Raw genomic sequence first — 26,632 nt, 5'->3', positions numbered from 1 at the left:
ATCGATTATTTCCGCTGGGCGACCTTTTGATCTCCAAGTTCCAGCGACTCTCGCTCACGATCAAACGCCAAGTAGTACTTGTTGACACTATTAACGTAGCTGACGGCGCCCATTCCCACCTGTTCCATGGCAATGCGCTCGACCTGGAAAAACCACTGGTTGGGGTTCAGTCCCCGCCGTCGGGCCTCGGCTCGCATGCCTTGGACGCGCTCAGGACCCATGTTGTAGGCGGCCAGGACGAAGGCCATGCGCTCGCGCTCGTTGAGCTTGGGGCTGGCAAAGAACTTGCGGCGGATGAGGGCCAGGTACTTGGCGCCAGCCTGCACATTGGCGTCCAGGTTCTGGATGTTATCGACGCCGACCCGCTGAGCCGCCGATGGGGTGATCTGCATCAGGCCAGTAGGGCCTGTGCCGCTGCGGGCGTTAGGTTGCAGGGCTGATTCCTTGAAGGCCAGGGCCGCCAGGTTGAGCCAGTCCATGCCTTGGGCATCGGCATGTTTTTGCAGCACCGGGCGCAGTTTTTCCAGACGCTGGCGATCAGCCCGGGCTAGCGGATAGTGGACCTGGTACAAACGACGGTAAATGCGCAGGAATGCCGCGTCCTCGTTGGCGGGCACCTTGTAGGTCGCCAGGAATCGGTCGATGCTCGCCCGCAGCATGGCGGCGTCACGGCGAACGAACCAATACTCGTCACTCGGCTCGCCGATCAGCACCTGACGGTCGAAGCGCAACTTGGGCAGGATCTTGCTCCAGCGCTCGGCGATGGGCTGCTCGACGATGGTCAAATGGAAAATCCCACCCTGGACCATTTCCAGGACATCCTCCACAGCCAAGGTGGGATCGACCCATTCGACCTTCACCGGCGGCAGTTTGAGCAGCGCCAGTTTCTGGTTGATCTGGTTCACCGCGTCCCCCGCAGCGCTGCCGTTGGGCAGGGCCAGGGTCTTGCCGGAAAGTTGTTCCACACGGGTGTAGCGCTTCTCGCCCTTGATACCCACCAGCAGCAACGGCACGTCGGTACGGATCGGATCGCTGGCGCTGACCGCATGGCCGGCCTGCAGTTCGAGCAACTCACCCGGCGCTACCAGGTCGCCCTCCCCGCGCTGCAAGGCGCCGAGCAGCTGATCCTTGGCCATGGGGATGATCTTGAGGGTGATTTGCTGGCCATCCCGGGCGTGGCCGTTGAGGTATTGCTCGAAGGCTCGCAGCCGATGGTATTCGACGCCAATGGGTTGGCCCTGGACTTCACCGGAGCTGTTGCGGCTCTGGTTGACCAAAACCTTCAACACACGGCTGCTGCGGATTTGCGCCAGGTCGCGCACCGTGCCCGGCGCCACCGCCTGGACCGGCCCGGGCAGCCGCGCCTCGGCCGGTATTGGCAACAACAGCGAACAACACAACAGTAGCAATACCTGGGGACGTGTCATCCACTCTCCGGAAGGAATACTGCGGACCGCCTCCCTTGAAAACGAGGCTGAGTCGACAGAAACAGAGCGCCTGGGGCGCTGAAAAAGTGCGAAAGACTGGCACAGTGATGGCTTTTATACCAACCCGATGTGTCTCGCGGCCTTAACAGACAGCCTCAACTCGTTGTAGTTCTTGGCTTTTCTTATAAATCTACAGCTCTGATATGCTTTCCAGCCTTTGGGCCGAGGTAGCACCATGCAACTCATCGATATCGGCGTCAACCTGACCAACCCCAGTTTCGCCGACAAACATCAAGCGGTGCTCGAGCGCGCCTATGAGTCCGGGGTCTGCCAACTGGTCTTGACCGGCACCAGTATCGAGGGCAGCGAACAGGCTCTGGAGCTGTGCCACCGCCTCGACGAAACTGGCGAGCGACTGTTTTCCACCGCCGGCATTCACCCTCACAGCGCCAGCGACTGGACCGCCGACAGCGCCCGGCACCTCAAGGATCTGCTGATGCACAGCCGCGTGCGCGCGGTGGGCGAATGCGGACTGGATTTCAACCGGGACTTCTCTCCCCGACCGCAGCAGGAAAAGGTCCTGGAAGAACACCTCGCCTTGGCGGTCCAGTTGCAACTGCCGGTGTTCCTGCATGAACGCGACGCCGACCAGCGCTTGCTGGACATCCTCCGGGATTTTCGCGATCAGTTGCCGGCCGCCGTGGTGCATTGCTTTACCGGTGAAAAGAAGGCGCTGTTCAGTTATCTCGACCTGGACCTGCACATCGGCATCACTGGCTGGATCTGTGACGAACGCCGGGGCACGCACCTGCACCCGTTGGTGCGCGAAATTCCCCGCGGTCGGCTGATGCTCGAAAGCGACGCGCCGTACCTGCTGCCTCGCACGCTGCGGCCAAAACCCAAGAATGGTCGCAACGAACCGGCCTACCTGACGGAGGTCCTGCGCGAAGTGGCCTTGCACCGGGGCGAAACCCAGGAAGACCTGGCAGCCCACAGTACCGCCTGCGCCCGGGCGTTTTTTGGTTTGCCCACACTCTCCTGACCTCTACAAATCCCTGTGGGAGCGAGCTCGCTCGCGATAGCGGTGAACCCGCTTGCACACAGGCTGACTGACACACCGCTATCGCGAGCAAGCTCGCTCCCACAAGGGGATCTGGTTGCCTGTGGGCCCACATCAAATCCTGGGGTCGATGTTGTCTGTTGACCCATATCAAAATCCCGTCACCTGAGTAGCGGCAGAATAATGGCACCTTGCCAATGCTGTTTCCGCTATCAGAGAAGACCTTCCATGGGTGCCTGGCTTAGCAATATCTCGCTGAAATACAAATTCTGGGCGGTCAATGCGGTCGCCTTTGTCACTACTTTGCTGCTGGTGCTCTACGCGGTGCACCTCGAACAGCAGGCGCGTAACCATGCGGCCCAGGCGAACGCCCAGGCCCAGGCACACTTGCTTGATGCCTGGCCTGCCGGAACGCCCTTGCCCAAGGTCGACTATCTCCTGGCATTCCAGCGCGACCAGGTCCCCGTTCTCAACGAACAACCGTTGCCTTCGCTGGCCCAGGCCAACGGCTGGGTCGAACTCGACACCGGGCCGCTGTTTGGCGATGACCCGCTGCTGGGCGCCCAAGTGATCCGTCGAGGTGATGGCCAACAACTCGCCGTGCTGGCCCAAGGTGTGAGCCTGAGCCAAGTGTTCGGTGAACGCTTCAGCCAATACGCCGCAGCCGTGTTCGTGTTGATGCTGGCGATGCTGGGCGCCTCGCAGCTGTTGATCCGTTTTTTGCTCAGCCAGCTCAACACGCTCAAAGACGTGATGCTGCACGTGGAAAAAACCGGCGACCTGTCCGCCCGCGTGCCCCTGGCCTGCAAGGACGAAGTGGGCCAGATGGCGGCGGCGTTCAACGCCATGCAGGCCGGTTATCAACGGGTCGTCGACACCGTTGCCAGCACCGCCCGGCAGTTGGACAGTGGTGCGGCGCGCCTGGCGTCGAGCATGAACGATGTTCGCCACGGCATGCTCGGCCAGCAAAGCGAAACCGATCAGGCGGCCACGGCGATCAACGAAATGTCCGCCACGGTTTATCACATCGCCCAGCATGCCGGCGCCACCCGCGATCTGTCGAAAACCGCCGACACCCTGGCCGGCAACGGTCACGAAGTGGTCGCCCGGGTGCAACAGTCGATCACCGGGTTGTCTTCGGGTGTGCAGCAGACCGCCGAAATGATCCAGCGTCTGGCCGAAGACAGCCAGAAGATCAATGGCGTGGTCAGTGTGATCCACAGCATCGCCGAACAAACCAATCTGCTGGCCCTGAACGCGGCCATCGAAGCGGCGCGGGCCGGAGACATGGGCCGAGGCTTTGCCGTGGTGGCCGACGAGGTGCGCAACCTGGCCAAGCGGGTACAGACCTCCACCGATGAAATCACCACCATGGTTTCGGCCCTGCAGGCCGGGACCCGAGACGCGGTGGACTTCATGCAGGAGAGCTCGCTCAAGGCCGACGATTGCGTGCAACAGGCCCGCGAGGCCGGCGATGCTTTGGCACAGATCACCGCAGCGGTGGCGCAAATGCGCGAGAGCAACACCCAGATCGCTGTCGCGGCCGAACAGCAAAGCCATGTCGCCGAGGAAATGAACCGGGCGGTGGTGAGTATTCGCGACGTGACCGAAAACACCGTGCGCCAAACCGTCGACTCAGCCACCACCAGCCATGAACTGGCGACCTTGGCGGGCGAGTTGAGCAAGGCGATTGGGCAGTTGAAACTGTAGAGCGCTGGCTTGACTGGGGCTTCTGTGGCGAGGGAGCTTGCTCCCGCTGGGCCGCGCAGCGGACCCAAACTGCAAGCCCGGTGTGTCTGAGGCTGATGGGGCTCAGCTTCTTGGGGGCGCTGCGCGCCCCAGCGGGAGCAAGCTCCCTCGCCACAAAAGCAGCTCTTTGTCACAACAGCAGTTCCTTGCCAACAGCAAAACTATATGGCCATCTATCGCTTCGATAGCCAACCGCCATTCGCCGCCCCGCCCGACCGGACCTATCCTTGGATTATTCAGTTTCATTCAAGGAACAGCATCATGGGCAAACGTCACCCCCATCTTCCAGCCTGGCAATGGCGCGCCTACCCTGACAATCATCCCCACCCCACCCACCTGGTGTTGCACCTGATTGCCGTACCGCTGTTCATCATCGCGTTTCTGCTGATTGTGTCGGGGGTGTTCAGCTTGAGCCTGGGCGATGTCGCCATCGGCATCATCGGCCTGCTCGCGGCACTCGGCTTGCAACACCACTGTCACGTAGAGCCTTAACCGAAGATCGTGACCGTCTGCCGACTCAGGGCGATCAAGCGGCCATCGGCGCTCCAGAACTTCGCGGCGACATGGCCGTAGCCGTCCTGGGCATGTTCGATCTCGGCCAGGTACTTGCACCAGTCCAGTGTCGTGAGCTCCAGCAGCGGTTGGACGAACTCGATGGTCCACGTGAGCGTGCTGCCCGGGGCCATTTGCGAAAGGTGAGGCAACAAGGCCGGCGGCCAGGCGTCCACCAAGGCCAGGATATGACTTTCGTTCAGCGGCTCCTCCTGCACATCACCGCGCAAGCGTACCCACCCGCCCATGCTGCGGGACTTGTTGCCGCTGAACGGCAAGCCGCCAACACTCCAGCGCATCGCCAGGTGCCGCATGAATTCCGGGGTCATGCCCTTGACGTAAGGCAGCTCCTGGCATTGCTCCACGCTTTTGAATTCTGGCGCGGGATCGGCCTGCACCGCCACCACGGATGAGCGCGATGCGCCGAAACTGCCTTGCACCACGGTCACCACCTGGCCGTTCTGCACCGCGCGCCCCAACACCTGGCTCACTGCCTTGCCTTCACGCAATACGTCGACTTCGAAACTGACAGGCACGTCGGGTTCGACCGGGCCGACAAAGGTGATCGCCAGCGAGCGCACCGGGCGATCCGCCGGCACTTGGGCACGCATCGCCTCATATTGCAGCGCCGCCACCAACCCACCAAAACTGGCCCGCCCCTGGCCCCATTCAGGCGCGATGCTCACCGCACCTGGCTGCCGGCGCACGGCATCGATCAAATCGGAAAAGCGCATGACGACCTCGAAAACAGGGAAAAGGATGAAGGAATCTTAACCAGCCCGGGCTGGCGGCACAGGGCTCATTCCGGCCAAAGAGACTGACAGAAAAGCCGAGGATCTAGAATTTCCCCTGTGGGAGCGAGCTTGCTCGCGATGGCGGTGTATCAGTCAATCCTTATACAAGCTGACCCGCCGCTATCGCGAGCAAGCTCGCTCCCACAGGGGGGAAGAGTCCCACAGGGGGATGTGCTGGGTTCAGGATTTTTCGAAGCAACTGACAATCAGCTTGTCGAGCACCTTGTCGGACTTGGCCTCGGCCTTTTCCATCGCGGCGTGCCAGGTTGGCACGCAAGCGTGCAGATCGGTTTCTTCCTTGGCCCTGGCCAGCCATTGCCAGCAATCGTGCCAATCGCCCAGCGCGGCCTGGGCGGATTTGAGCCGGGGCATAGCCGCTTCGGGCAGACGGTCGAGTTCAGGGTAGGCTTCGATGGCATAACGCACTCGCTTGATCAGCAGGCGCAATCGATGGCGGTCATGGGCCGGATCGCGCAGGGCTTCGCCGAGTTTCTTCCACTGTTTGTCCAGGCGCTTTTCAATGCGTTTGCGCAAGCCCTTCAGCAGCCCCTCACGCTGGGCGGCGCGAATGAAGCGCGGGAAGGCATCGAGGATCATCAGCAACTGCGCCAGTTCAACGCTCGCGGCCACGGCGGGATAAGCCTCGACCATTTGCACCTGGCGTCGCTGCGCCGCCTCGGCCTGACCATGCTGCTCCAGGTAAGCGGCCAACACTTCCCGGTCGCGCAAGGGCGTGGTCAGGGTGCCGACCGCCGAAGCAGCCGTTTCCAGCTGTTCGACGCCGGGCAAACCACGCAATGGACGAAGCAGGCTGCGCAAACGGCGTACCGTGGTTCGCAGGTCATGCAGCGCTTCGCTGTCGGTATGGGCATTCAAGCGGGCCTGACAGGCCAACAGGCGGACTTCCAGGCCCAGTATCCGGGCCACCAGCCGATCAATCATGGACGTACTCCGTACACAGCGCTGAGCGTCAAGCCGCAAGCTACCAGTGAAAAACGATTCTGCGTCCTTCCCTTGTAGCTTGCAGTTGATTGCTTGTCGCTGCCTTTATCGTCCGGCGCGGGACTCGCGAATGTAGAAACGCGCCTTCTCGGCTTTCTTGGCGCAGCCTTCGAACGCTTCGAATTGCTGCTGGGTCTTGGCGCCCGTCAGCAGGGACAGGGCCTTGGAGTAGCTAACGGTGCCGGCAAAACCTTCAGCCTTGGCCAGGTCCAGTTCATGCCAAGCGCTGTCGAGCTGGCTGCCACAACTGTCGCGGTAAGCGGTTTTGCCTGCGCAACCGGCCAGGGCCAAAACCATCAAAGAAGCCACCAAGGGCAGGCGGATCCGGGCTTTCATCAATAACACCTCAAGTCAGGTCAACAGTCGTGCTATTAAGACGGTGGCAACGGCGAAAAGTGCCTTGCTTGACCGCGTAAATTCAAGTGTGGCCGAGCATACGCAAATGCCGCCACGGCGTGTCAAAAAACGACGCGTGCGCCACAACGATTGAGCCAAGTCGTCGATGGGTGCATTGTTGAAATCTGTTCGACAAGAGGCCGGGTCATGACAAAACGTGTCGCATTGGTATTGGGTTCGGGTGGCGCCCGGGGCTATGCCCATATCGGGGTGATCGAAGAAATCGAACGACGTGGCTACGACATTGCCTGCATCGCCGGTTGTTCCATGGGCGCGGTCGTGGGGGGGATCTATGCGGCGGGCAAGCTTGAGGAGTACCGCAACTGGATCGAAAGCCTGGATTATCTGGACGTCCTGCGCCTGGTAGACGTCAGTTTTCGCCTGGGGGCGATCCGTGGCGAAAAGGTCTTCGGGCAGATCCGCAAGATCGTCGGCGAAATCAACATTGAACAATTGCGCATCCCCTACACCGCCGTCGCGACCGACCTGACCAACCAGCAGGAAATCTGGTTCCAGGAAGGTTGCCTGCATCAGGCAATGCGCGCCTCGGCGGCAATTCCCAGCCTGTTCACGCCGGTGATGCAAGGCAACCGCATGTTGGTGGATGGCGGCCTGCTCAACCCATTGCCGATCGTACCAGTGGTGTCGAGCCACTGCGACCTGATCATCGCGGTCAACCTCAACGCCACCAATCAGAAACAATATCGGTTACCGGTGATCCCGCGCCCCGCCGCGTTCCGGCGCCGCTTCGACACCCTGGTGAACTCCCTGGGTTCGCGCCTGCCATTTCGCCGCAAGCAGGCCGAGCAGCTGTTGCTGCTGGAGCAGGAAGCCTTGAAGGCCGAGGCCGCGGACATCAACCCGTGGATCGACTCGGCCGAGCCCGAAGGCCAACAACCGGCCGCCGCGCCAGAGAACGAAGGCGCACCGAAATCCGCCACCGGTTCGTTCATCATCGACAACGTCGGCCCGGCCTCGTTGCTGGATTTGATCAACCAGAGTTTCGAAGTGATGCAGACCTCGCTGGCCCAATACAAGATTGCCGGTTACCCGCCGGATGTGCTGATCAACGTGCCAAAACGGGTGTGCCGGTTCTTCGAGTTCTACAAGGCGCCGGAGCTGATCGCGTTGGGGCGGGAGATTGCCAGCGATACCTTGGATCGGTATGAGAGTGACCAGAGCTGAGAGATTTCGAGTGGCTGTTCGGGCCTCATCGCGAGCAAGCTCGCTCCCACATTGATCGACGGTGAACCCTGTGGGAGCGAGCTTGCTCGCGATGGCAGCCTTCCAGACAACACAAGACTAAAGCCCACCCTCCCCCAACAACCGATACCCCACCCCCGCCTCGGTCACAATGAACCGAGGTCGGGTCGGGTCGTCGGCCAGTTTCTGGCGCAGGTGGCCGACCACGATCCGCAGGTAGTGACTGTCTTCGGTGTGGGTGGGGCCCCAGATGTCCTTGAGCAGTTGCTGCTGGGTGATGACCCGCCCCGGGTGGCGCGCCAGTTGCGCCAGTACCGCGTACTCCTTGCGGGTCAGGGCCACTTCGGTGCCGTCCAGCAGCACCCGTCGATAGGCCAGGTCCACCGTCAGCGGGCCGAACTTCAGCGCGGCTTCCTGTGGCTCGCCTGCCGGCGCCTGGCGCAACAAGGCGCGGATGCGGGCGAGAAATTCCTGGATGCCGAACGGCTTGGTCACGTAATCGTTGGCACCGTTGTCCAGCGCCTCGACCTTCTGCGCTTCGCTGGCCCGCACCGAGAGCACCAGCACCGGCACCGTCGACCATTGGCGAAACTCGCGCAACACCTGCTGGCCGTCCATGTCCGGCAAGCCCAGGTCGAGTATCAGCAGATCGGGCTTGTTCAGCGCCGCTTGGGCAAGCCCTTCAGCGCCGGTGCCGGCTTCCAGCACCCGGTAGCCTTGAGAGCTCAGGCTGATGCGCAGGAACTTGCGGATTTGCGGTTCGTCATCGATGACCAAAAGGGTCGCGGTCTGGCTCATGGGATCCGTTCAATGCAATCGGTGGAAAGAGAGTACCGCAGAGCCGCTCAAGCTTCATCGTCCATGCCCGGCTGTGTCTGCAAAGGCAGATGCAAAGTAATGCAGGTGCCGCGCCCATCGAGGCCGTCATCGACGCTGATTCGCCCACCATGGGCACCGACCATGCCCTGACAGATCGCCAGCCCCAGCCCTGTGCCCTGCCCGCCTCGATCACCGCGCGCAGCGGTGTAGAACATATCGAAGATTTTCTCCCGCTCGTCTTGAGGGATCCCGGGACCTTCGTCGGCGACCGAAAAAAATACCTCGCTGTCCGTCGTGCCGGCGCTCAACAGTAGCCGCCCGTGGGCCGGCGAGAATCGCGCAGCGTTCTCCAGCACGTTGACCAGGGCCTGTTCGATCAACGCCGCGTGGACATACAACAAGGGCAGGTCAGCAGGCACCTCGACGCCGACCGCCAGCGGCGCCAACACCGCCCGCAAGCGGTTCAGTGCGCTGCCGACGATATCGGCCGGTGCTACCCAGTCCCGCGCCAGCTTCAGGGCGCCGTGGCCAAGGCGGGTCATGTCCAGCAGGTTCTGGATGTAGCGATCCAGCCGCTCGGCCTCATCGCGGGTGCCTTCGAGCAGTTCACGGCGATCGGCCAGAGGGATCGCCTCCCCCAGCGCCAACAGGCTGTCGATGCTGCCGCGCATGGACGTCAGCGGCGTGCGCAAGTCATGGGACACCGAAGCCAGCAAGGCGCTGCGCAATTGCTCGGTTTCACCGTGCAGGCGCGCCGCTTCCAGGTCCTGGGCCAGTTGCGCCCGGGCCAATGCCTGGGCCAATGGTTGACTGAGGGCCGCCAGCAAACGCCGACGCTGGCCGCTCAATGGCTTGCCTTCGTTCGGGCACACACCCAGCAACCCCAGTGGCCCGCCTTCCGCCGACAGCGGCCACCACCACCAGCGTCCGGATGGCAACGTCCCGGTGCCGGCACCGGCGGGCTGGTCGTGCTGCCAGGCCCAGTCGGCCGCGGCACGCTCGGCCTCGGTGAATGTCAACGGCTCGCCGGTCTCGACCGTCCAATCGCTCTGGCCATCGCGATTGAGCAGGCAAAGCTGCAAGTCGTGCAGGCCGTTGAGGTGCTGCGCGGCGGCGCTGATCACCGCCTGGCGGTCGGTGGCGGCAGTGAGTTTGCGCGACAGGTCGAGCAGTTCGCCGGTTTCCTGCTGGGTGTCGCGCAAGGCTTGCAATTGTCGGCGCTGGCGGGCCGCCAGGTTGCCGGTCAGGGCCGCCATCAGCAGGAAAAACACCAGCGTCAGAACGTCTTCTTCGCGCTGGATGGTGAAGGAAAAATTCGGCGGGATGAACAGGAAGTCATAGGCCAGGAACGACAGCGCCGCGCAGGCCAGCGCCGGGCCGAGGCTGCTGCGTACCGCCACCAGCAACACCGCCATCAGAAACACCAGGGAAATATTGGGTAATGCCAGCACCCCGGAAATGCCCCAGGCCAATGCACTGGCCGCCACGGTCGCCACCAGCGCCAGCGCGTAGTCGAACCCGGTCTGGAGGGAGCTTGAACGCTCGCGAGCGGGACGCGGTTGCTCATCGCTGTCCAGCACGTTGATTTCCAGACCCCGAGCATCGCGCAGCAAGCGTGAAGCCAAGCCACCGCCAAACAGCCGCCGCCACAAACGTGGTCGGGACTGCCCCACAAGCAGCAGCGTGGCGCGCCGTTCGCTGGCATGCTGGATCAAGGTCTTGGCGACTTCACCGGCCCGCAGCAGCACCACTTCCCCACCGAGGCGTTCAGCCAGTTGCTGGGCATTTTGCAGGTACTGGCGCGACGACTCGTCCCGCGCGCCGCCATTGTCCACATGCACCAGGCTCCAGGGCAGATGCCGACGCTGGGCGACGCGGCTGGCATGACGCACCAGACGCTCGGCCTGAACATCACCGTCCACGCCCACCAGCAAGCGTCCACGCACCGCCGGAGCGGCCTGGCCTAGTTGTCGATACCCCTGGGCCAAGTCATTGTCGACCTGGGCGGCGGCGGTCTGCATGGCCAGTTCACGCAACGCGGTCAGGTTGGTCTGGGTGAAAAACGCATCGATCGCCGCGCGAGCCTGTTCCGGCACATAGACTTTGCCATCACGCAGGCGCTCCAGCAGTTCGCGCGATGGCAGGTCGATCAGCAGCAGTTCATCGGCTTCCTGCAAGACCCAGTCCGGCAACGTCTCGCGAACCTGCACGCCGGTGATACCGCGCACTTGATCGTTGAGGCTTTCCAGGTGCTGGACGTTGACGGTGGTGTAGACATCGATACCGGCGGCAAGCAAGTCCTGGATGTCTTGCCAGCGTTTGGCATGACGACTGCCGGGGGCGTTGCTGTGGGCCAGTTCGTCCACCAGCACCAAGGCCGGCCGGGCCGCGAGCAAGCCATCGAGGTCCATTTCTTCAAGCGTCACGCCGCGATATTCCGAGCGCACCAACGGCTGCTGTGCCAGACCACCGAGCAGTGCTTCGGTTTCGGCACGACCATGGGTCTCCACCACCCCGGCGACGACTTTCACGCCTTGACGCAGTTGGGTGTGGGCCGCTTGCAGCATGGCGTAGGTCTTGCCGACACCGGGCGCCGCGCCCAGGAAGACCTTGAGCCGGCCACGGTCGTTACGGGGCAGATTGGCTAACAGTGCGTCGGCGCGGCCGGAGTCGCTCATGGCGTGGAAATCTCTTTCAAATATTGATCAAACACCTTGTGGGGAGCCGGACCTGTGGGAGCAAAGCTTGCTCGCGATCAAGGCGACACAGTTCAACGGATGGACCGTGTAATCGTTCATCGCGAGCAAGCTTTGCTCCCACAGGCGCCGCTCCCACAGGTTTTACAGTTTTTCCAGGGCCAGGTTCAGCGCCAGCACATTCACCACTGGCGGGCCCACCAAGGATTGCTCAGTGTTGTCGTCGAGCAGTTGCTGCAAGGTCGAGGCCGGCAGGTTGCGCGCGGCGGCGACACGCGCCAGTTGATAGGCAATCGCCGCCGGAGGCAAGTGCGGATCCAACCCGCTGGCGGAGGTGGTCAGCAATGCCAGCGGCACCGGACCCTGGCCGGGCACCTGGAGTTTTTGGGCGTCATCGATCACCCGCGAGGCCAGGGCTGGATTGCTCGGGGAGAAGTTGCTGGCGCCGCTGGCGACCGTGGCGAAGGCACCGGCCGATGGCCGTGGATGAAACCAGGCATCGCCGGTGAAATCCTGGGCGATCAGCGTCGAGCCACGGACCTTGCCTGCCGCATCGACGATCAGGCTGCCATTGGCCTGGGTGGGAAAGGCGACTTGCGCCACGCCGGTGACCACCAGCGGGTACGCGACACCGGTGATCAGGGACATCAAAAGCAACAGGCTCAAGGCCGGGCGAATCAGAGTGGACATGTCAAAATCCTCGAATAAGAAACAGCTAACTTCCAGGCAAGGCGCTTGCTCGCGCTGGGCTCTGTAGGAGCTGGCGAAGCCTGCGATCTTTTGATCTTGATCTTGATCTTTCGCTTGGGATTCAAGTGTCTGGGGAAAGATCGCAGCCTCGTTGCACTCGACAGCTCCTACAGAGCTCCTACACAGCTCCTGCAGAGCTCCTACAGAGCTCGGCGGGAGCGATCGTCCTGCAACAAAAATTGGTTCACCGCACGTCAGGCTCAAACCAGGTGCAACGCCGTCAGCAACATATCGATCGCCTTGATCCCCACGAACGGCACCACGATCCCGCCCAGGCCATAAATCAGCAGATTGCGTCGCAACAGCGCCGCCGCACTTGCCGCTTGCACTCGCACACCGCGCAGGGCCAAGGGGATCAGCACGACGATGATCAAGGCATTGAAGACAATGGCCGACACAATCGCGCTCTGGGGGCTGCTCAGGTGCATCACATTCAACACGCCGAGCTGTGGATAAATCGAAGCGAACAGCGCCGGCAGGATCGCGAAATACTTGGCGATGTCGTTGGCGATGGAAAAGGTAGTCAATGCGCCACGGGTCACCAGCAGTTCCTTGCCGATCTGCACCACATCGAGCAATTTGGTCGGGTCGCTGTCGAGGTCAACCATGTTGGCCGCCTCCCGCGCGGCCTGGGTGCCGTCGTTCATCGCCATGCCGACATCGGCCTGGGCCAGGGCCGGGGCATCGTTGGCACCGTCGCCGCACATGGCCACCAGCCGACCGTCATTTTGCTCATGACGGATACGCGCCAGTTTTTTCTCCGGCGTGGCCTCCGCCAGCACGTCATCGACACCGGCCTCGGCGGCAATCGCCGCGGCGGTCAGCGGGTTGTCGCCGGTGACCATCACCGTGCGAATCCCCAGCTTGCGCAGCTCGGCAAAGCGCTCGCGAATGCCCGGCTTGACCACGTCCTTGAGGTGGATGGCCCCTAGCAACCGACCGTCCATGCACACCAGCAGCGGCGTGCCGCCACTCTGGGCGATCTTGTCGACCTCCCGCGCCAATGCCTGCGGCAACTCATTGCGTGCAAGGCCGATGAAGTCCAGCAACGAGTCCACGGCGCCCTTACGGTAGATGCGGCCCTGATAGTCGACTCCAGACAAACGGGTTTCGGCACTGAACGGCACGGCTGTCAGCGCGTCGACACCCGGCTCGGGCAGTGAATGCAAACCTCGCAGGTACTCGACGATGGACTTGCCTTCGGCCGTGTCATCGGCCAACGAGGCAAACAACGCGCCTTCTGCCAGCTCCTTGGCACTCACGCCGGGGGCGGCATAGACCGCCGTGCAGCGACGATTGCCAAAGGTGATGGTGCCGGTCTTGTCCAGCATCAACACATGCACGTCCCCCGCCGCCTCGACCGCGCGACCGGATTTGGCGATCACGTTCAGGCGCACCAACCGGTCCATCCCGGCGATGCCAATGGCCGACAGCAGCCCGCCGATGGTGGTGGGAATCAAGGTGACCAGCAGCGCCACCAGAAACACCAGCGGCAGGTTGGCGTTGGCGAAATGGGCGAACGGTTGCAGCGTCACCACCACCAGCAGGAAGATCAGCGTCAGGCCGATCAGCAGGATATCCAGCGCCACCTCGTTCGGCGTTTTCTGGCGCTTGGCGCCCTCCACCAAAGCGATCATGCGGTCCAGGGTGGACTCGCCGGGATTGCTGGTGATGCGTATCAGCAGCCAGTCGGAGACCAGCCGCGTATTGCCGGTGACGGCCGAGCGATCGCCGCCGGACTCGCGGATGACCGGCGCCGATTCGCCGGTGATCGCCGCCTCGTTGACCGCGGCGATGCCTTCGATCACTTCACCGTCGCCGGGGATCATGTCGCCGGCCTCGACGCGCACCACATCGCCTTTGCGCAGACGGGTGGCGGGGATGATTTCAAAGCCGCTGGCGGTCTGGCGACGTGCGTTGAGGCCTTCGCTACCAGCCTTGAGACTGTCGGCCCGGGCCTTGCCGCGGCCTTCGGCCAACGCTTCGGCGAAGTTGGCGAACAGTACGGTGAACCACAGCCACAGCGCGATTTGCGCAGCGACGAACGTCGGTACGGTACTGTCGGGGATGAAGCACAACACGGTGGTGAGGATCGCGGTCAGTTCCACCACCAGCATCACCGGTGCGCGGTGCAACTGGCGAGGATCGAGCTTGACGAAGGCTTGCACCAGCGCCGGCCGCCAGAGGGCCGACAGGTGGGTCTTCGGTTGTTCCGGCGCCTTGGCGGCGACGGTTTTGCTCATCGGCATATTCATCATCAGGTCCTCAGAAGCCCATGCTCAGGTGTTCGGCAATCGGCCCCAGCGCCAGGGTCGGCAGGAAGGTCAAGCCGCCCACCAGCAGGATGGTCACGGTCAACAAGGTCACGAACAGCGGGCCGTGGGTGGGGAAGCTGTTCTGGCCAATCGGCGCGGTCTTCTTCAAGGCCAGGCTGCCGGCCAACGCCAACACCGGCAGGATGTAGCCGAACCGGCCGATCAACATCCCCAGGCCCAGCATCAGGTTGTGGAAAGGTGTGTTGGCGCCGAACCCGGCAAATGCCGAACCGTTGTTCGCCCCCGCCGAGGTGTAGGCGTACAACAACTGGCTGAAACCATGGGCACCCGGATTGCTCACCGCTGCGGCCGGTCCGGGCAGGCTTGCGGCGACGGCCCCCAGCACCAGCACGCTGACAGGCATCACCAGCAGGGTTGCCACCAACAGTTGCACCTCCCGGGCGCCCAGCTTCTTGCCCAGGTATTCCGGGGTGCGACCGATCATCAAACCAGCCAGGAACACCGCGATCAGCACGTTCAACAACATCCCGTAGAGCCCGGCCCCGACGCCGCCGAAGATCACCTCGCCGACCATCATATTCACCAGCGCAACCATACCGCTGAGCGGGTTGAGGCTGTCATGCATGGCGTTGACAGAGCCGTTGGAAGCCGCCGTGGTGGTCACCGACCACAGCACCGTGGCGGTGGTGCCGAAGCGTGCTTCCTTGCCTTCCAGCGGCGCGGTTTGCTCGACGGCCGGGTTGTTCAGGGCCGGGTTCGGCTGGTATTCGGCCCACAGCGACGTGGCACCGCCAATCAGGAACAAGGCAAGCATGCAGGCGATGATCGCCCGGCTCTGGCGCAGGTCCTTGACGTAATGGCCGAAGGTGAACGCCAACGCGGCGGGAATCAGGATGATCGAAGCGACTTCGAACAGGTTGCTCCAGGCCGTCGGGTTTTCAAACGGATGCGCCGAGTTGACGCCGAAGAAACCGCCACCGTTGGTGCCCAGTTGCTTGATCGCGATCTGGCTGGCGGCCGGCCCCAACGGGATGACCTGGTCGACGCCCTGCAGCGTGACCCCGTGCACATAGTGCGCAAAGGTCTGCGGCACGCCCTGCCAGACCAGGAACAACGCCAGCAGCAGGCACAACGGCAACAGCCCGTAGAGGGTGGCGCGGGTCATGTCGACCCAGAAATTACCCAGCGTCGCAGCGGACTTGCGCCCGATACCGCGACACAGCGCCACGAGCACGGCCAGGCCGGTGGCGGCACTGACAAAGTTCTGCACAGTCAGGCCGACCATCTGGCTCAGGTAGCTCAGGGACGCTTCACCGCTGTAGGACTGCCAGTTGGTGTTGGTCATGAAACTCACGGCCGTGTTGAAGGCCTGGGTCCACTCCATGCCGGGCAGTTGCTCGGTATTGAGCGGCAGATATCCCTGCAGCAGCAGAATGGCGAACAGCAAGACAAAACCCGCCAGGTTGAACGCGAGCAAGGCCAGGGTGTATTTCTGCCAGCTCTGCTCAGCGGTGGAATCGACACCCGCCAGGCGATAGCAACCGCGCTCCACCGGGCCGAGGATCGGCGAAAGCCACGTACGCTGGCCTTCCATCACCCGGTAGTAAAAACGCCCCAGAAACGGTGCCGGAATCAGCACCAGGGCGAAAAAGGCGAGGATCAGCCCGTAGTCATAACCGTGCATAGCCGCTCCTAGTTCCGATCGGCGCGCAACAGCGCAACCAGCAGATAAATGAACAGCGCCCCTGCCAGCAGCAGCGACACCCCGTCCAGAACATTCATGGGATTTCTCCGTGGTACGGCGTCGTGCCGTGTGTGGAGTGATTGTCGGCAGGGAGGCTGTAAAGGAGCGAGATCGAGAGCCGTGCTAGGGGGTAAAGAATCCGTAAAAAATGTTGGCTGGGGTGGCCTTATCGCGAGCAAGCTCGCTCCCACATGGGATCTGTTGTGAATAAAGAATTTGCGTCCACTGAAGGCTCTTAGTGGGAGCGAGCTTGCTCGCGATAAGGCCAGCCCAGGCACCAATGCTCTGAACTGGGGCACAAAACCCAGCCATCCGGCAGGGAACATCCCCGATACGACACGATTTCATCCATTACGACCGCCCTCGCCACACTGGCACGCCCACTGCACTGCCCCTCCCCAGCGCTTTTGCTATTGATCGAGGGGAGCCACCGATGAACACACAACTCAAACCCACCCTGGGCACCCTGCATTTATGGGGTATTGCCGTCGGCCTGGTGATTTCCGGCGAGTATTTCGGCTGGAGCTACGGCTGGGGCGTGGCCGGGACACTGGGCTTTCTGGTGACGTCCTTCATGGTGGCGGCCATGTACACCTGCTTCATTTTCAGCTTCACCGAACTGACCACCGCCATTCCCCATGCCGGCGGGCCGTTTGCCTACAGCCGTCGCGCCTTCGGCGAGAAAGGCGGGTTGATTGCCGGCCTGGCGACGCTGATCGAATTCGTCTTCGCCCCGCCGGCCATTGCCCTGGCCATCGGCGCCTACCTGAACGTGCAGTTCCCGGCCCTGGACCCGAAACACGCAGCGGTCGGCGCTTATATCGTGTTCATGGGCCTGAACATCCTCGGGGTCAAGCTGGCCGCGACGTTCGAGCTGATCGTCTGCATCTTGGCGGTGGTCGAACTGCTGGTGTTCATGGGCGTCGTGGCCCCGGCGTTCAGCTTCAGCAGCTTTGCCCTGAACGGCTGGGCCGGTTCCGATGTGTTCGGTGCACCGGCCATCGCCGGCATGTTTGCCGCGATTCCCTTCGCCATCTGGTTCTTCCTGGCCATCGAAGGCGCGGCCATGGCCGCCGAAGAAGCCAAGGACCCGAAACGCACGATTCCCAAGGCCTACATCAGCGGCATCCTGACCTTGGTGTTCCTGGCGATGGGCGTCATGTTCCTGGCCGGCGGCGTCGGCGATTGGCGCACCCTGTCGAACATCAACGATCCCCTGCCCCAAGCCATGAAAACCGTGGTCGGCGAAAGCTCCGGCTGGCTGCACATGCTGGTGTGGATCGGCCTGTTCGGCCTGGTGGCGAGTTTCCACGGCATCATCCTTGGCTACTCGCGGCAGTTCTTCGCCCTGGCCCGCGCCGGTTACCTGCCCGCCTCCCTGGCCAAACTGTCACGCTTCCAGACCCCGCACCGGGCCATCATCGCCGGTGGAGTGATCGGCATTGCCGCAATCTACAGCGACGGCCTGATCAACCTCGGCGGCATGACCCTGACTGCGGCGATGATCACCATGGCCGTGTTCGGCGCCATCGTCATGTACATCATGAGCATGCTCAGCCTGTTCAAATTGCGTAAAACCGAACCCAACCTGGAACGTACTTTCCGCGCACCGGGCTATCCGATCGTGCCGGGCATCGCCCTGGTGCTGGCAGTGGTGTGCCTGGTAGCAATGGCCTGGTTCAACGCGCTGATCGGGCTGATCTTCCTCGGCTTCATGGCGGTGGGTTTCGTCTACTTCATCCTCACCGCACAACTGCGCGCAGACGCTCCCGCCGATGCGATGCTGACCGGGCTTTGAGGTGAAGCTGGCCGAACGGGCGTAGTATTGAACCACTGCGAGCAACCTTCGCTCATAAGTGGTAGGTGCGATGGATCGGCGAAATGTTCGTCCGTCCATCGCCCCCTCAAGGAGAACCCTATGCCCTGGTATGCCTGGTTGATTCTGATTGTTGCAATCGGCTCGATCGTTGGTGGTCTGATGATGCTGCGCGACACCGCCAACAAGGTCGAGCTGACCGATGAGCAACGCAAGCGCGTTGCCGAGCGCAATGCGGAAATGGATGCGAAGGAGGCCAAGGATCGTTGAGCTGCTTGTGTGGCGAGGGAGCTTGCTCCCGCTGGGTCTGTAGGAGCTGTCGAGTGCAACGAGGCTGCGATCTTTCTCCTATAAATTGAGTCTGGAGCGAAGATCAAAAGATCGCAGGCTTCGCCAGCTCCTACAAAGCCAGCGCCTGCTGCATCACTTTTCCCAATCCGCCTTGGCGATATGCAAGCCATGCAGCCCCTTGTACGCCGCCCGCTCAGGCTGGCTCCAGCCCTCCAGCAATGAATCTTCCAACCGATAGATCTCAACCCCCAGCGGACGACAGACGCTAAGGGGATCCTGCGCATCCGGCCCCCACATCGCCAGCGACAAGTCACCACCCGGGCAAGTGGACAGGGCGCACAACAGATCGATCTCGGCAAAAAACTCCAGGTAATCGCCCTTCTGCGCCGGACAGGCCTTCATGAAGTACATGTCGTCATGATTAAGCCCCGTGCACTGGAAAATATTCAGCACGTCATGCACATCGAATTCCGTCAGGCCGTGGGGCAACACAGCACGGGTCAGGTTCGAATGGCAGTGATGATGAAAATCCTCGCCAGTCAGCATCTTGTTCACATAGGGATCACAGCGCGTACCCAGCAGATCGTGCAGTCGGCCACCATGCTCATCAATGCCATAACCGGCCAGGCTGTCATCGGTGATGGTCACCAAGGGCCGCAGGAATGGCAGGTTCGACCACAACCGATCATGGGTGCTGACGTGGGCGCCTTGAAGCTGGCGCGTGCGCGCTGCCCACAAGCGTTCCCGTGGATCGTGGGCATTCCAGACGTTGAAGTCCCCCACCTGCGGGCCTACCGGGGTCGTGACGCGGAACACATGACCGGCAGGTACGTGCCAAGCGCGGCCAGTGCGGATGGGTACCTCGAACTGTTCGATCAAGGTGCGTTTGTCCTGCTGGGTGCGGATGCGGTCGTAGAAGGGTTTGTCCACTTGCAGGGCTGAGCCTTTGCTGACCTGGTAGGCGGCTGGGTAATCTTTGTACATGGCGCGGGTCCTTGATCAGTGGTGATGGGTGGGCGTTAGCAGTTGCAGAAGCAGTTGCTCGGAATCGTCGAGGTAAAGACTCATCGCTTCGTAGGCCACAAGCTTGTCGCCCTCGGCCAGGCAATCGTGGATATAGCGGTCACGCGCTAGCCACGGTGCTTGGAAACGCGCCTCATCGGGCGCGGAGCTAAATACCAGGCGCAGTTGTGCAACCACATTGGTGAAAAACTCATCAAGTAATGGACTGCGCATCAATCCGACGATGTGCTGATGGAACGCCAGGCCATGGGTACCAACCGAACGCCAGTCTTCACGCTCGCGAGCCAAATCCGCAGCCTCGAGAGCTTCGAGCATCCGGTCGGACTGATACTCGCGCAATGGCTGGCTGCCCAAGATGGCTTGAAGCTCCAAGGTGCGACGGACCTTGAACAGATCTCGTACATCATCGACACCTAACCTGCGGACCATCACGCCTTTGTTGCGCACGTAACGGGTCAACCCTTCCTGGCCCAGGCGGTGTAACGCTTCGCGGATGGTGTTGCGGGAGGCGTTGTAGGCCGAGACCAGGTTGTTCTCCACCAGCGCCATGCCTGGCAGCAGGCGGCCGCCGATGATGTCGGCGCGCAGTTCCAGGGTAATTTGGTCAGCTAAGGAAGGTCCGTCGGTCATGCTCTGCGCCTCAGAATTGTTCAACAATCTACTGGTAGTGAACAATCACGTTTCATGCCAAGTGATACTGCCCCCTAGCGTCCTTCGATAAGCTCGCGCATAGCTGCACAGCGATGGGCTCGTTAGCTTGTGCTATGGGCTATGTGCGATATGGCGCTTAGTATTTTTTCTGAACTGTGAAACGAAATTCCGCGCAGTCGCGACGTAAGCAACGCCGTCTACCTGGAGTCAATAGCTGGACAGGTCGCACCGACTAAACCTGCACAATTTACCCGCCACACAAACGTTAACTTAGGTATAATTACTATTTTTTCAAGCGACAAGACAATGCTAAATTCAATTCAAGCACTCAGAACCCTCGCCGCTTGGCTAGTTGTATTCCACCACTACTTGCAAATTGTACAGAACAACCAATTAACAGGCCCTTTGCCCACAGCCCTGCACCTATATGGAAATATTGGCGTCGATCTATTTTTCATAATTAGCGGTTTTGTCATCTACCTATCGGCATTCGAAAAGAACATAACACCCACTACATTTGCAATGCATCGCCTCTCGAGAATTGTACCCGCCTATTGGTTATTTACATTAATATCATCCGAAATATTACTTACAGCACCAACCTTTATACCCCTTACTCAGTTCGAACCAATATTTCTTCTTAAAAGCTTATTTTTCATACCTGCACAAAACCCTTCAGGGATAGGCTTATTCCCTCTCCTAACCGTTGGCTGGACGCTGAATTATGAAATGATTTTCTATACAGTATTCCTTCTCTGCCTCTTCCTTCCAAAATCGTTCAGGCTGCCTGGGCTCTTTATTGGCATAATTGTTTTACAAAACTTCTCAACCAAACTCGGCAGCAACTTTAAATTTTATGAAAACAAAATAATCTATGAGTTTTTAATTGGCATAGCGATAGCACTCGCCTACAAAATCGGACTCATACAGCGTTTAAACTCTTTGGCCGCTGTTGCATTGACGATAACTGCTGGCTGGATGCTAGTTCATTTTGGACCAGTGACGCATAATCCTTGGACGTTCGGTATAGCCTGCGCCCTGATAGTTATTGCCGCGATTTCCAAGGAGAAATTGTTCGATAAGCTGGGGTGGATCACTAAACTTGGCGACTGGTCCTACTCAACTTATCTATGCCACGTATTGATTATGTGCTGCTGGATGGCAATTCAGATACGTTTTAATTTAGACGAAACGCTAACTTTCTCCTTGATTATCGTCAGCATTCTTGCGGTATCGTGGGCCAGCTTTACATTTATTGAGAGGCCTATTTCAAGGTTCGTCAAATCAACGTCAAAAAAGACGGTTCAAAAACCAATCACACCCTAGCTTAATTTGCAATATAATCTCTGCAAGCTTGGAGGACAGTCAACTTTTGATTGCCCTCCTGAGATACCAAAAATGCATCCTGTCTTGGAGACGATTACCACTTACCTCGTCGTAGGAGAATACAAACCCGCGCTGCCGTTGAACAGCTCACCGGAGATACCAAATAAACGTAGTCCACCTTGTCATGAGTGGGGTTTAAGGTGCACATACTTTGGATCCGTTATTATTTCTTAATCAGACGATATTAAAATTAAAAAAACAACAAGAAAAAATGAAAGAGATACAAAAATAACGCATCTCTTTCAGCATTGGATCAAAACAATCAAGCATCGCGAGCCATTGATACTCCACCGCTCTCTTGAACCGGCTTGATGCGTTCAAAAACAAATTCATTGCAACCCAGTCTACCTCCCACAGTTTTCAACTTCAGCAATTGGTAACCTAGCTCCTTGTAAAACTCAAATATTTTTTCCGGCGTGGCAACCTCGAAGGGATATCCACCCAGCCAGTCAAGCAGATCGTACCAGATGCTCATCCCACGATTATACTTCCGACGGCGCACGAACCTAAGTAGCAACCTTGGGAAAGTTGGGTAAACACCATGGATCAAAATGAAAACAGGACGTATAAAATTGTACTTAGCATAATTGCGCTTAACAAAGGTCCAATAACGAGTATAAAAACCTTGTTCATTATAGATCGCTATAAAAATCCGTCCCTCACTGGAAACGCTTCGCTCCGCATTTCGCAAGGCGGTCCACATATCGCCGGTATGATGCAGAACCCCCCAAGAATAAACGATATCGAAACTTCCCAAGCTGCGCAAAAATAAAGTATCAAGAACTGAGCCGGTCCTGACCTCCCAGCGCTCATCGCCTTTGTAAAATCTATTACGCAACTCATTGGTACAAGCGACTGACTGGGGATCATAATCAAACGAGACGACACTTGCTCCAAGACGCCTCGCGGCTAATGAAAATAGACCGCTGCCGCTACCGATATCAAGAAATCTCTTACCATCCAGCGTCTCGACTCCAAGCATGGTCTTGAGACTCTCTATGGCCTGTTGAATACGATCCTCGTTCAGTACCGTTAGGAAGTTTGACCAGTTTGCCCCAAAGGCAAATCGTTCTCCGCTTGTCATCTCTTCGCTATGAGTCTTCTCTGTAATAGATTCAGTCATCGAAATCATCCTTGGAGTAGTAATTGAAGCTTGGTTTCAAGCTCACATTAGACTTGCCAACGAACAAAAACAGTAAGCTGCTTCACTCGACGTCCCCGCAGCCGTCAGGTGCCGTTCCAAGGCTGGGTACTATCGCTTCCACATAACCTGCCACAACCGCAACCCAGCATCGTGACTATAAGTGACCCGCATTATCCAAAGCAGTTCCCATTGGCCAGAACGCAAAAAGGCCAGTCTTCTCAACTGGCCTTCTTCATGATCACATTTCAGTTCACTTCCAGCTTGTCACGATTTTTGTCCAGGATCGCCTTACCAATTCCCTTGACTTCCAGCAGCTCGTCCACAGAGGCGAAAGCGCCATTATTCGAACGATATGCAACAATCGCCTCGGCCTTGGCCTTGCCTATTCCTATCAATTCTCGTTGCAACGTAGCGGCATCCGCCTCGTTGAGATCTACCTTGGCGTTTTGTTGTTCTCCCCGCTGTTCAATAATCTGCGGCGCTGCCGTCATCTCGGGTTTGATCCCAGGCGCAGCGATGGCAGCTATTGAAGCGCTGGTGAGAAAAGCAAAGACCAGAGAGTAGAAATAGCCTGTACGCATAAGTGACGCTCCATGACATCGTTAAGAGAAAGCAGCTTTTCCGAAGCTGCCCCTCAAACTTAGGCGATGATTGACGGCTGTCAAAAATGGCTACGTTACAGCTTGTGTAAAAATCAAGGTTCCAGGCGACGCTGCTGATAGATCCAATCGACAATCTCCCCGTCCGGGGTATAGCCGCAGACAGTGTCACGAAGCAATTGACGAACTCTCGCGTAATCATCACGTTCGATAGCAGCCAGCAATTCAGCCAGCCCGGCCTTGAGCACATCCCACGGCAAGTGGTCCTCATTGGCACTCATGATCATCGGGTGCTGGGTTGCCACCACGTTGTCGCCTATCAACAACTCCTCATAAAGCTTCTCGCCTGGGCGCAGGCCCGTAAACTCGATCGAGATGTCGCCGTGGGGATTTTTTTCCGACCGAACGCTCAGGCCGGACAAATGAATCATCTTTTCCGCCAATTCGACGATCTTCACCGGCTCGCCCATATCCAACACAAACACATCCCCTCCCAACCCCATGGAGCCCGCCTGGATCACCAACTGAGCAGCCTCGGGGATAGTCATGAAATAGCGTGTGATTTTTGGATGCGTAACAGTCAGCGGCCCGCCAGATTTGATCTGTTTATGAAATAACGGAATGACCGAGCCAGACGAACCCAGCACATTGCCAAACCGGACCATGGTAAATCGAGTTTTATTGACACGTGAGACATTCGCTTGGTCACCGAACAATACCGGAGCCAGCTCCCGACTTAGCGCCTGCAGGGTCAATTCAGCAAGCCGCTTGGTACTGCCCATCACATTTGTCGGGCGCACGGCCTTATCAGTGGAGATCAGGACGAAGTTTGACACACCAGACTGCAACGCAGCCTGTGCGGTATTCAGCGTTCCGATTACGTTGTTCAGAACACCTTCGGCAATATTGTGCTCGACCATAGGCACATGCTTATAAGCTGCTGCGTGATAAACCGTGTCGACATTCCAAGTCTTCATCACGTCCAGCAACTTCTCTTGATTGCGCACCGACCCCAGGATTGGCAACAGCCGAACAGACAATGACTCCCGGGCAATACGCGGTTCCAGTTCGGACAAAATACTGTAGAGATTGAATTCGCTATGCTCGAAAAGCAGCAATGTAGTTGGCTTGAGCGCCAAGATTTGCCGACAAAGTTCTGAGCCTATCGAACCGCCGGCGCCGGTAACCAGAACCGACTGGCCTGTGATGCAATGCTCAAGCAGATCGGCTTGTGCCGGCACGGGATCACGCCCTAGGAGGTCGGCAATGTCTACCTCCTGGATATCATCGACCTTGACTCGACCACTGGCCAGATCCATAAAACCGGGGACGCTACGTACATGAAGGGGAAAACCCTCAAGCAGTGTCAGAATCTCCCGACGACGACCGCGTGAAGAGGACGGGACGGCCAGCAATATTTCCTGTGCCCCCGTAGCATCAATCATTCTTTGTATGTGTTTAGGTTGATAGACCTGCAATCCTGCAATCACACGGTCAGCGATGCTGTTGTCATCGTCTATGAACGCGACCGGCCGCATGACTCTCCCCATACGCAATGCCGCCACGAGTTGGTTACCCGCTGCCCCGGCACCATAAATGGCAACCTTGGGCAGACCATCGTCACGATTGGTAAATGGTACATGTTGAGCTGCGGTGAACCAGTCACCCAGGAAGTACTGGCGCATCATCAGGCGAAGCCCACCGATCATGATCAGGCTCAACCACCAGTAATTGAAGATAATAGAGCGCGGTACCACGGTTTTATGGTTACTGTACCAATACACCACCAAGGCCAACAGTAACGCCGAAAGACTGACCGCCTTGCAGATAGTGATCAGCGCATCGTTGCCGAAATAACGCATGACAGCACGATACATACCGAAGCGTATGAAAATCGGGATAGCGATCAGGGGAGCAGATGCAAAAAGCCAGAGGTGGGTTTCGACCGGACTGGCCAGCGCCTCCAACCCCAGCCGAACGACAAACGCCAGCCACAGGGCGATCCAGACCAGAATGACATCAGTGGCCACTTGAATTGTGCGTTTATGGCGTCTTGGCAACCCCAATAACGCTGTTCTTAATTTACCCATGGACCCTTCCCGCACCTTGGCCAGCTCCTGAAAACTAATCCATTCCTGATGAACGCCGTTACATGATCGTCCGTTGGACAATCGATAACCGAAAAACGCCAACCTTGCCTTGATATCAGGCCTTCTCAAGCTCGCCGGCATGGAACTTGATGGCAATCACCACTAACGGCACGTAAGCCACAATTAACGCCAACGCCCCATCAATGTTCCACAATACGACGCTTGCAGCCAGAGGTAGCAGCCAGAATACGTTGATCGCAGCGACTGCCAACGTCACCGGCAGGTGTCGCCCATAATGACGCGAAGCAAACTGATAGGCATGGCTACGATGAGCTTCGTAGACTTTGTCACCCCGTAGCAAGCGCCGTATCAAGGTGACGGTTGCATCAACGATAAAAACACCGAGCAGGATGAGCCAAACCCATAACAGATTGGATGAAACCCAAGCCGCCTGCAGAGAAAGCACTCCCAGGGTGATGCCAAGAAAGCCGCTTCCTGCGTCGCCCATGAAGATACGGGCAGGTGGGAAATTCCAATACAGAAAACCTGCCACCGCCATCGCGAGTACCAGGGGAGCCACGATCAACGTTTCAAAGCCGCCTAACCAATAGAGCAGACAAGCTCCCAAGCAAGCGCAAATCGCTTCAATGCTAGCGATGCCGTCGATACCGTCCATGAAATTGTAGAGGTTGAGCATCCAGACCAGAAATAGACCGGCGCAGAGGTAAGCTGCCCAGCCAAAATCCACCGTCATGCCCATGATATCCATAACAGGCAATCCGCCTCCTAGCCAGAACAATGCCCAGGCAGCGGCACTGAAATGCCCCAAGAGTCGCCAACGTGCGGCGATATGTCCATGATCATCAAGAAAACCAAGTATAGCGACGCCGGCTCCCGCCCCGAACATCGCCAAGACAGCGTTCCAGGATAGCTCATCGCCTCCCCAAAGAGGCATAGCTACCAAAAAGCACAATACAATAGCAACTCCGCCCCCCCGAGGAGTAGGAATTGAATGAGAACTCCGGGCGTTAGGAATATCAATTAGACTACGGCTTAATGCGTAGCGTCTTAAAAGCGACGTTAAAAACAGCGACCCAAGAGCAACTAGCAGCAAGGAAAAAAGCAGGACCATCATCAAAACTCCATCCGCAAGCATCTTCCGCT

The 26,632-nt window shown here is 59.0% G+C and carries 22 protein-coding genes and 1 pseudogene; 7 read left to right on the top strand and 16 right to left on the bottom strand.

Features of this window, described 5'->3' with window-relative positions; translation table 11 throughout:
- Positions 1 to 5: 5 nt before the first annotated feature.
- The gene (locus tag LOY50_RS08380) at positions 6 to 1,427 is read right to left on the bottom strand and encodes a transglycosylase SLT domain-containing protein (RefSeq protein ID WP_253472661.1); all 1,422 of its coding nucleotides are present in this window, start codon (positions 1,425 to 1,427) and stop codon (positions 6 to 8) included.
- A gap of 235 nt (positions 1,428 to 1,662) precedes the next feature.
- On the opposite strand from LOY50_RS08380, the gene LOY50_RS08375 reads away from it, so the two are divergent.
- The 3 genes and pseudogenes from LOY50_RS08375 to LOY50_RS08365 form a co-directional block, all read left to right on the top strand.
- The gene (locus LOY50_RS08375; RefSeq protein ID WP_258690610.1) at positions 1,663 to 2,469 is read left to right on the top strand and encodes a TatD family hydrolase; all 807 of its coding nucleotides are present in this window, start codon (positions 1,663 to 1,665) and stop codon (positions 2,467 to 2,469) included.
- A gap of 246 nt (positions 2,470 to 2,715) precedes the next feature.
- Positions 2,716 to 4,197, top strand: a complete 1,482-nt coding sequence (locus tag LOY50_RS08370) for a methyl-accepting chemotaxis protein (RefSeq protein WP_258690609.1) — start codon at positions 2,716 to 2,718, stop codon at positions 4,195 to 4,197.
- A 300-nt stretch (positions 4,198 to 4,497) separates the two neighbouring features.
- Positions 4,498 to 4,716 (top strand): annotated as a pseudogene (locus LOY50_RS08365) (terminase); the annotation flags it as partial.
- 8 nt (positions 4,717 to 4,724) lie between these two features.
- Here the strand turns inward: LOY50_RS08365 and LOY50_RS08360 are convergent.
- The 3 genes from LOY50_RS08360 to LOY50_RS08350 all read right to left on the bottom strand — a co-directional run bounded on the left by LOY50_RS08360 (position 4,725) and on the right by LOY50_RS08350 (position 6,920).
- Complete coding sequence (locus LOY50_RS08360) at positions 4,725 to 5,522, bottom strand: acyl-CoA thioesterase II (RefSeq protein ID WP_046063748.1); 798 nt, start codon at positions 5,520 to 5,522, stop codon at positions 4,725 to 4,727.
- 240 nt (positions 5,523 to 5,762) lie between these two features.
- Positions 5,763 to 6,524 carry a CHAD domain-containing protein gene (locus tag LOY50_RS08355; RefSeq protein ID WP_258690608.1) on the bottom strand — a complete coding sequence of 254 codons (762 nt, stop codon included), beginning with the start codon at positions 6,522 to 6,524 and terminating at the stop codon, positions 5,763 to 5,765.
- A 105-nt stretch (positions 6,525 to 6,629) separates the two neighbouring features.
- Positions 6,630 to 6,920, bottom strand: a complete 291-nt coding sequence (locus LOY50_RS08350) for a hypothetical protein (RefSeq protein ID WP_003199317.1) — start codon at positions 6,918 to 6,920, stop codon at positions 6,630 to 6,632.
- 207 nt (positions 6,921 to 7,127) lie between these two features.
- Here LOY50_RS08350 and LOY50_RS08345 point away from each other — a divergent pair, with 207 nt between their 5' ends.
- Positions 7,128 to 8,165 (top strand): patatin-like phospholipase family protein, encoded by a 1,038-nt coding sequence (locus LOY50_RS08345; RefSeq protein ID WP_253472582.1) that lies wholly within the window; start codon positions 7,128 to 7,130, stop codon positions 8,163 to 8,165.
- Positions 8,166 to 8,282: 117 nt separating this feature from the next.
- Here the strand turns inward: LOY50_RS08345 and LOY50_RS08340 are convergent, their stop codons facing one another.
- From LOY50_RS08340 to kdpF, 6 genes are all read right to left on the bottom strand, one after another.
- A complete protein-coding gene (locus LOY50_RS08340) occupies positions 8,283 to 8,981 on the bottom strand; it encodes a response regulator (RefSeq protein WP_253472578.1) in 699 nt (232 codons plus the stop codon).
- A gap of 47 nt (positions 8,982 to 9,028) precedes the next feature.
- Positions 9,029 to 11,680, bottom strand: a complete 2,652-nt coding sequence (locus LOY50_RS08335) for a sensor histidine kinase KdpD (protein WP_258690607.1) — start codon at positions 11,678 to 11,680, stop codon at positions 9,029 to 9,031.
- A 162-nt stretch (positions 11,681 to 11,842) separates the two neighbouring features.
- On the bottom strand, positions 11,843 to 12,388 hold the full coding sequence (kdpC, locus tag LOY50_RS08330; protein ID WP_214510804.1) for a potassium-transporting ATPase subunit KdpC: 546 nt from the start codon (positions 12,386 to 12,388) through the stop codon (positions 11,843 to 11,845).
- A 260-nt stretch (positions 12,389 to 12,648) separates the two neighbouring features.
- Entirely contained in the window at positions 12,649 to 14,703 is a 2,055-nt protein-coding gene (kdpB, locus tag LOY50_RS08325; protein ID WP_258690606.1) for a potassium-transporting ATPase subunit KdpB, read from the bottom strand.
- A 10-nt stretch (positions 14,704 to 14,713) separates the two neighbouring features.
- Positions 14,714 to 16,408, bottom strand: a complete 1,695-nt coding sequence (kdpA, locus tag LOY50_RS08320; protein WP_258690605.1) for a potassium-transporting ATPase subunit KdpA — start codon at positions 16,406 to 16,408, stop codon at positions 14,714 to 14,716.
- An 8-nt stretch (positions 16,409 to 16,416) separates the two neighbouring features.
- The gene (gene kdpF, locus LOY50_RS08315; RefSeq protein WP_063322338.1) at positions 16,417 to 16,506 is read right to left on the bottom strand and encodes a K(+)-transporting ATPase subunit F; all 90 of its coding nucleotides are present in this window, start codon (positions 16,504 to 16,506) and stop codon (positions 16,417 to 16,419) included.
- 395 nt (positions 16,507 to 16,901) lie between these two features.
- Between kdpF and eat the strand changes: the two genes are divergently transcribed.
- A complete protein-coding gene (eat, locus tag LOY50_RS08310; RefSeq protein WP_253472563.1) occupies positions 16,902 to 18,266 on the top strand; it encodes an ethanolamine permease in 1,365 nt (454 codons plus the stop codon).
- Positions 18,267 to 18,386: 120 nt separating this feature from the next.
- Entirely contained in the window at positions 18,387 to 18,554 is a 168-nt protein-coding gene (locus LOY50_RS08305) for a DUF2897 family protein (protein WP_003183831.1), read from the top strand.
- A 153-nt stretch (positions 18,555 to 18,707) separates the two neighbouring features.
- On the opposite strand, the gene LOY50_RS08300 is transcribed toward LOY50_RS08305, so the two are convergent.
- A complete protein-coding gene (locus tag LOY50_RS08300) occupies positions 18,708 to 19,559 on the bottom strand; it encodes a DUF1989 domain-containing protein (protein WP_028236958.1) in 852 nt (283 codons plus the stop codon).
- A 15-nt stretch (positions 19,560 to 19,574) separates the two neighbouring features.
- A complete protein-coding gene (locus tag LOY50_RS08295; protein WP_253472559.1) occupies positions 19,575 to 20,228 on the bottom strand; it encodes a GntR family transcriptional regulator in 654 nt (217 codons plus the stop codon).
- A gap of 327 nt (positions 20,229 to 20,555) precedes the next feature.
- Between LOY50_RS08295 and LOY50_RS08290 the strand changes: the two genes are divergently transcribed.
- The gene (locus LOY50_RS08290; RefSeq protein ID WP_253472556.1) at positions 20,556 to 21,575 is read left to right on the top strand and encodes an acyltransferase; all 1,020 of its coding nucleotides are present in this window, start codon (positions 20,556 to 20,558) and stop codon (positions 21,573 to 21,575) included.
- Between the two features lie 322 nt (positions 21,576 to 21,897).
- Here the strand turns inward: LOY50_RS08290 and LOY50_RS08285 are convergent, their stop codons facing one another.
- The 4 genes from LOY50_RS08285 to LOY50_RS08270 form a co-directional block, all read right to left on the bottom strand.
- Positions 21,898 to 22,758, bottom strand: coding sequence for a bifunctional 2-polyprenyl-6-hydroxyphenol methylase/3-demethylubiquinol 3-O-methyltransferase UbiG (locus LOY50_RS08285; RefSeq protein ID WP_253472553.1), 861 nt, complete (start codon positions 22,756 to 22,758; stop codon positions 21,898 to 21,900).
- Between the two features lie 266 nt (positions 22,759 to 23,024).
- A complete protein-coding gene (locus LOY50_RS08280; protein WP_253472550.1) occupies positions 23,025 to 23,360 on the bottom strand; it encodes a helix-hairpin-helix domain-containing protein in 336 nt (111 codons plus the stop codon).
- 113 nt (positions 23,361 to 23,473) lie between these two features.
- Positions 23,474 to 25,468, bottom strand: a complete 1,995-nt coding sequence (locus LOY50_RS08275; RefSeq protein WP_253472547.1) for a nucleoside-diphosphate sugar epimerase/dehydratase — start codon at positions 25,466 to 25,468, stop codon at positions 23,474 to 23,476.
- Positions 25,469 to 25,583: 115 nt separating this feature from the next.
- Positions 25,584 to 26,600 carry a glycosyltransferase family 4 protein gene (locus tag LOY50_RS08270; RefSeq protein ID WP_253478458.1) on the bottom strand — a complete coding sequence of 339 codons (1,017 nt, stop codon included), beginning with the start codon at positions 26,598 to 26,600 and terminating at the stop codon, positions 25,584 to 25,586.
- Between the last annotated feature and the right edge of the window lie 32 nt (positions 26,601 to 26,632).

It is taken from the genome of Pseudomonas sp. B21-010 (assembly GCF_024749325.1).
GTDB classification, from domain to species: Bacteria; Pseudomonadota; Gammaproteobacteria; order Pseudomonadales; family Pseudomonadaceae; genus Aquipseudomonas; species Aquipseudomonas kilonensis.
This window is presented reverse-complemented; position numbering and strand designations above follow the sequence as displayed.

Excerpts from the sequence above, each read along its gene's own strand:
- kdpF (WP_063322338.1), bottom strand. The coding sequence starts at position 16,506 with ATGAATGTTCTGGACGGGGTGTCGCTGCTGCTGGCAGGGGCGCTGTTC.
- LOY50_RS08295 (WP_253472559.1), bottom strand. The coding sequence starts at position 20,228 with ATGACCGACGGACCTTCCTTAGCTGACCAAATTACCCTGGAACTGCGC.
- LOY50_RS08335 (WP_258690607.1), bottom strand. The coding sequence starts at position 11,680 with ATGAGCGACTCCGGCCGCGCCGACGCACTGTTAGCCAATCTGCCCCGT.
- LOY50_RS08270 (WP_253478458.1), bottom strand. The coding sequence starts at position 26,600 with ATGGTCCTGCTTTTTTCCTTGCTGCTAGTTGCTCTTGGGTCGCTGTTT.
- LOY50_RS08360 (WP_046063748.1), bottom strand. The coding sequence starts at position 5,522 with ATGCGCTTTTCCGATTTGATCGATGCCGTGCGCCGGCAGCCAGGTGCG.
- LOY50_RS08300 (WP_028236958.1), bottom strand. The coding sequence starts at position 19,559 with ATGTACAAAGATTACCCAGCCGCCTACCAGGTCAGCAAAGGCTCAGCC.
- LOY50_RS08305 (WP_003183831.1), top strand. The coding sequence starts at position 18,387 with ATGCCCTGGTATGCCTGGTTGATTCTGATTGTTGCAATCGGCTCGATC.
- LOY50_RS08285 (WP_253472553.1), bottom strand. The coding sequence starts at position 22,758 with ATGACTGAATCTATTACAGAGAAGACTCATAGCGAAGAGATGACAAGC.
- LOY50_RS08350 (WP_003199317.1), bottom strand. The coding sequence starts at position 6,920 with ATGAAAGCCCGGATCCGCCTGCCCTTGGTGGCTTCTTTGATGGTTTTG.
- kdpC (WP_214510804.1), bottom strand. The coding sequence starts at position 12,388 with ATGTCCACTCTGATTCGCCCGGCCTTGAGCCTGTTGCTTTTGATGTCC.
- LOY50_RS08380 (WP_253472661.1), bottom strand. The coding sequence starts at position 1,427 with ATGACACGTCCCCAGGTATTGCTACTGTTGTGTTGTTCGCTGTTGTTG.
- kdpA (WP_258690605.1), bottom strand. The coding sequence starts at position 16,408 with ATGCACGGTTATGACTACGGGCTGATCCTCGCCTTTTTCGCCCTGGTG.
- LOY50_RS08340 (WP_253472578.1), bottom strand. The coding sequence starts at position 8,981 with ATGAGCCAGACCGCGACCCTTTTGGTCATCGATGACGAACCGCAAATC.
- LOY50_RS08345 (WP_253472582.1), top strand. The coding sequence starts at position 7,128 with ATGACAAAACGTGTCGCATTGGTATTGGGTTCGGGTGGCGCCCGGGGC.
- LOY50_RS08355 (WP_258690608.1), bottom strand. The coding sequence starts at position 6,524 with ATGATTGATCGGCTGGTGGCCCGGATACTGGGCCTGGAAGTCCGCCTG.
- LOY50_RS08280 (WP_253472550.1), bottom strand. The coding sequence starts at position 23,360 with ATGCGTACAGGCTATTTCTACTCTCTGGTCTTTGCTTTTCTCACCAGC.
- LOY50_RS08275 (WP_253472547.1), bottom strand. The coding sequence starts at position 25,468 with ATGGGTAAATTAAGAACAGCGTTATTGGGGTTGCCAAGACGCCATAAA.
- eat (WP_253472563.1), top strand. The coding sequence starts at position 16,902 with ATGAACACACAACTCAAACCCACCCTGGGCACCCTGCATTTATGGGGT.
- kdpB (WP_258690606.1), bottom strand. The coding sequence starts at position 14,703 with ATGAATATGCCGATGAGCAAAACCGTCGCCGCCAAGGCGCCGGAACAA.
- LOY50_RS08370 (WP_258690609.1), top strand. The coding sequence starts at position 2,716 with ATGGGTGCCTGGCTTAGCAATATCTCGCTGAAATACAAATTCTGGGCG.
- LOY50_RS08375 (WP_258690610.1), top strand. The coding sequence starts at position 1,663 with ATGCAACTCATCGATATCGGCGTCAACCTGACCAACCCCAGTTTCGCC.
- LOY50_RS08290 (WP_253472556.1), top strand. The coding sequence starts at position 20,556 with ATGCTAAATTCAATTCAAGCACTCAGAACCCTCGCCGCTTGGCTAGTT.